The following is a 4248-nucleotide window of genomic DNA, read 5'->3' as shown; positions in this document are numbered from 1 at the left end:
TGGCCCGCCGCCTGTCGGCGTCCGGGGTCGATGCGTGGGATGTGCCCGCGGCCGGGGCGGCCGCCGCCGTGGTGGTGGCGGGACTGGTGCTGATCGAGGCGGTGTCGGCCGGGGTGTCGGCGGGCACGGCCGGGCTGCTGGCCTGCCCCGGGTCCCACGCCGCCGCCGCCGTGGCCCGCCAGGCCGGCATCCCCGTCTGGGCGGTGGCGGGCGTGGGCCGGGTGCTGCCCGGGCGGCTGTGGGACGCCCAGCTGTCGCACATCGACGCCCACGGCGAGGAGCCGTGGGACCGGGCCTTCGAGCTGGTCCCGGTCGACCTGGTCGACGTGGTGGTGGGCCCGGGCGGCAAGCGCGCCCCCGCCGACCTGGGCGCGGCCGCCGACTGCCCGGTGGCCCCCGAGCTGCTCCGGATCAGCGGGTGAGCCCCTTGGTCGACTCCTACATCGAGCTCGGCCTGGCCCTGGGGCGCCACGTCGACGGGATGGTCGACGCCTACTACGGGCCTCCCGAGCCGGCCCGGCGGGCGGCGGCCGGGGAGCCGGTCCCCGCGGCCGAGCTGGCCCGGCGGGCGGGGGAGCTGCTGGCGGCCCTCGACGCCGACCAGGCGCTGGAGGACGGGCGCCGGCGGTGGCTGCGGGCCCAGGTGACGGGCCTGCGCACCACCGCCCGGAAGCTGGCCGGGGAGGCCATCGGCTACGCCGACGAGGTCGAGCTCTGCTACGGGGTCCGCCCCCGGCGGGTCGACGACGACGTGCTGGCCGCCGCCCACGAGCGCCTGGAGCGCGTCCTGCCCGGCCCGGGCCCGCTGGCGGAGCGGTTCGTGGAGTGGCGGGAGGCCCAGGCCGTCCCCCGGGACCTCCTCTCCCGGGCCATCGACTCGCTGTGCGAGGACCTGCGGGAGAGGACCCGGGTGCAGTTCGGGCTGCCCGACGGGGAGCGGGTCGACTTCGAGCTGGTGACCGACCAGCCCTGGTCGGGCTTCAACTACTACCTCGGGGAGCTGCGCAGCCGGGTCGCGGTGAACGTCGACCTGCCGGTCCTGTCGACCAACCTGGCCCACCTGGTCGCCCACGAGGCCTACCCCGGCCACCACACCGAGCACAGCCGCAAGGAGGTGGGCCTGGTGCGGGGCCGGCGGTGGCTGGAGGAGTCGATCTTCCTGGTGGGGACCCCGCAGTGCCTCCTGGCCGAGGGCCTGGCCGACCTCGGTCTGGAGGTGGTGATGGGGGAACGGCCCGAGCCGGTCGTGGCCGGCCACCTCCGGCCCCTCGGGATCCGCTACGACGCCGAGGTGGCCGCGGCGGTGTCCCGGTCGGGCGAGGAGCTCGGCTGGGTGCGCGCCAACGCCGCCTTCCTCCTGCACGAGGACGGTGCCCCGCCCGACGAGGTGGTGGACTACGTGGCGCGCTGGTCGCTCACCACCCGGGAGCGGGCCGAGAAGTCGGTGGCCTTCCTTCTCGATCCGACGTGGCGGGCCTATGTCACCTGCTACGTCGAGGGCTTCCGGCTGTGCCGGGCCTTCGTCGGCGGACACCCCGACCGGTTCTCCCGCCTGATCAGCGAGCAGCTGGTTCCGGCCGACCTGTCTTTGTCGGCTCCGCCGCCTCCCACTTAGCATCGCGGCCATGTCGCAACGCACGAGAGACCTGCCCCGCCGCTCCTGTCTTTCGGTGCCGGGCTCGAGCGAACGCTTCCTGGAGAAGGGCCCGACCGTTCCCGCCGACATGACCTTCCTCGACCTCGAGGACTCGGTCGCGCCCCTCGAGAAGGAGGCGGCGCGGGGCAAGGTCGTCGACGCCATCAAGAATCAGGACTGGGGGGACCGGGTCCTCTGCGTCCGCATCAACGCGTGGGACACCGAGTGGACGGCCTTCGACGTCATCGAGGTGGTCGGCCAGGCCGGGGAGCGCCTCGACGAGGTGATGCTGCCCAAGGTGCAGAGCGCGGCCGAGGTGGTGGCCCTCGACCTCCTGCTCACCCAGGTCGAGCAGAAGGCGGGGCTGCCCGCCGGCCACATCGGCATCGAGGCCCAGATCGAGACGACCCGGGGCCTGATCAACGTCGAGGAGATCTGCGCCGCGTCCCCCCGGCTGGAGACGATCATCTTCGGGCCCGCCGACTTCGCCGCCTCGATGGAGATGCCGGTGCTCACCGGCGGGGTGCAGATCCCCGACTATCCCGGGGACCACTTCCACTACGTGTTCTCCAAGATCCTGATGGCGGGACGGGCCAACGGCCTGCAGGTGATCGACGGCCCCTACCTGTACGTACGGGATCCGGACGGCTTCCGTGACTACTGCAACCGGACCAAGATCCTCGGCTACGACGGCAAGTGGGCGCTGCACCCCGACCAGGTGACCATCCTCAACGAGGTGTTCTCCCCGACCCAGGAGCAGTTCGACCGGGCGTGGGCCATCCTCGATGCCTACGAGCAGGCCACGACCCAGGGCGCGCCGGGTGAGCGCAAGGGCGCGGTGATGTTCGGCGACGAGATGATCGACGAAGCCAGCCGGAAGATGGCCCGCAAGTTCCTCGTGCGCGGTGAGCGCGCCGGCCTGCGCCGCTCGCCGGCCTGACCGCGCCGGCCCGGCCCCTCCCGAGCGCGTGACCGTCCCGTCGATCGACGCGGTCGTACCCGCGCGCGACGAGGAGCAGACGGTGGCGTCGGTGGTGGAGGCGTGCCTCGGCTGCGACTGGCTCCGCCAGGTCATCGTCGTCGACGACGGCTCGGCGGACGACACGGCGGCGCGGGCGGCGGCCGCCGGCGCCAAGGTGGTGCGGCGCGACCTCGGGGACGCCGCCGTCGTGGGCAACGCCCTGGCGCGTGCCGAGGGCTCGAAGGCCCACGCCATGGAGATGGGGGTGGAGGCCAGCGACGCCCAGACGATCCTGTTCGTCGACGCCGACCTGCTGGGGATCACGAGCGACCACCTCGACGAGATAGCCCGTCCCTACCTGGACGGACGGGCGGTGATGTCGCTCGGCTGCTTCGACTACGGCTGGCTCAACCGTCTGGTCGTGCGCCTCCCGCCGACCTCGGGGGAGCGGATCATCCCCCGGTGGGTGTTCGACGCCGTGCCCACCTCCAAGCGAGAGGGGTACACCATCGAGATGATGATCAACGAGGTGGTGGCCGCGGGGGGCTGCCCCACCACGGCGCGGGTCATGCGGGGCGTCACCCACCGGACCAAGCGCGACAAGTTCGGGTTCCTCGAGGGCTACCGGCGCACGGGCCGGATGTTCTGGGACCTGCTGTCGGTGCTGCGGGTCGTCCACCTGCGCACCTACTGGTACTACCTGCGCCGCCTCACCGTGGAGGCCTGAGCGGGCATGGACCTGGGCCTGGACGGCCGGGTGGCGCTGGTGACGGCCGGTTCGAAGGGCCTCGGCCTCGCCTCCGCCCGCGCCCTCGCCGGGGACGGCGCCCGGGTCCTGCTCGCCTCCCGCAGCACCGAGAGCCTCGAGGCGGCCCGGCGCTCGGTCGTGGCCGCCGGCGGCGGCGAGTGCGAGGTGGCCGAGGCCGACCTCAACGACCCCGAGGCGCCGGCCCGCCTGGTCGAGGAGGCCGTGGGCCGCTGGGGGCGCCTCGACGTCGTCGTCGCCAACAACGGGGGCCCGCCCCCCGGCCCGGCCCTGGCGGTGGACGACGCCGCCATCGAGGCGGCCGTCAACGCCAACCTCCTGGCGTCGGTCCGGCTGGTGCGCGCCGCCGCTCGGCACATGGCCGCCGGGGGATGGGGCCGGATCTGCTGCATCACGTCCTACAGCGTGGTGCTGCCCATCCCGTCGCTGTCCCTGTCGAACGTGGCGCGCACCGCCCTCTACGCGTGGGTGCGCACCGCGTGCCGGGAGCTGCTCCCCCGGGGCATCACCATCAACCTGGCCTGCCCCGGCGCCCACGCCACCGAGCGGATGAAGCAGCTGGGCGGGGGTGGGGGCGGGCCGATGGGGGATCCCGAGGACTTCGGCAAGGCGGTCGCCTTCCTGTGCTCCCAGGCCGCCGGCTTCATAACCGGCACGACGCTCGTCGTGGACGGGGGAGCGACGGCCGCCCAACCGTAGAAGCCGGGGAAGCGGAGAGCTCCCCTACTACTCCGGTTTCACATGGTCCGGTGTGCCACGAAGGCAGAAAGGAGCGTCAGATGGTGACCTAGGCAGCGCTCCAGCATGCCGTGCTGTGCGAGAGATGGAGGTAGGCCCTCCGGAGCCGCCCGGTGGGGGGAGGCTCCAAACCACCGCATGCTGCGT

At 73.4% G+C, this 4248-nt stretch carries 5 protein-coding genes; all 5 read left to right on the top strand.

The genetic code is table 11. The annotated features are described in order from the left end of the window. Positions 1 to 422: hypothetical protein (locus VFW24_11340; GenBank protein HEX5267358.1), on the top strand; the 422-nt coding region annotated here is incomplete at its 5' end. Continuing rightward, a complete protein-coding gene (locus VFW24_11335) occupies positions 419 to 1615 on the top strand; it encodes a hypothetical protein (protein ID HEX5267357.1) in 1197 nt (398 codons plus the stop codon). The genes VFW24_11340 and VFW24_11335, both read left to right, overlap by 4 nt. 10 nt (positions 1616 to 1625) lie before the next feature. Continuing rightward, positions 1626 to 2576 (top strand): CoA ester lyase, encoded by a 951-nt coding sequence (locus VFW24_11330; protein HEX5267356.1) that lies wholly within the window; start codon positions 1626 to 1628, stop codon positions 2574 to 2576. 28 nt (positions 2577 to 2604) lie between these two features. Beyond that, a complete protein-coding gene (locus tag VFW24_11325; GenBank protein ID HEX5267355.1) occupies positions 2605 to 3324 on the top strand; it encodes a glycosyltransferase family 2 protein in 720 nt (239 codons plus the stop codon). 6 nt (positions 3325 to 3330) lie between these two features. Beyond that, complete coding sequence (locus tag VFW24_11320; GenBank protein ID HEX5267354.1) at positions 3331 to 4062, top strand: SDR family oxidoreductase; 732 nt, start codon at positions 3331 to 3333, stop codon at positions 4060 to 4062. Positions 4063 to 4248 lie beyond the last annotated feature (186 nt).

Source organism: Acidimicrobiales bacterium (assembly GCA_036273495.1).
Lineage (GTDB): Bacteria > Actinomycetota > Acidimicrobiia > Acidimicrobiales > JAJPHE01 > DASSEU01.
The sequence above is the reverse complement of the archived record's forward strand: the minus strand, read 5'-3'. Positions and strand labels throughout refer to the sequence as shown.

Coding starts and splice junctions, on each gene's coding strand:
- VFW24_11320 (HEX5267354.1), top strand. CDS start 3,331: ATGGACCTGGGCCTGGACGGCCGGGTGGCGCTGGTGACGGCCGGTTCG.
- VFW24_11330 (HEX5267356.1), top strand. CDS start 1,626: ATGTCGCAACGCACGAGAGACCTGCCCCGCCGCTCCTGTCTTTCGGTG.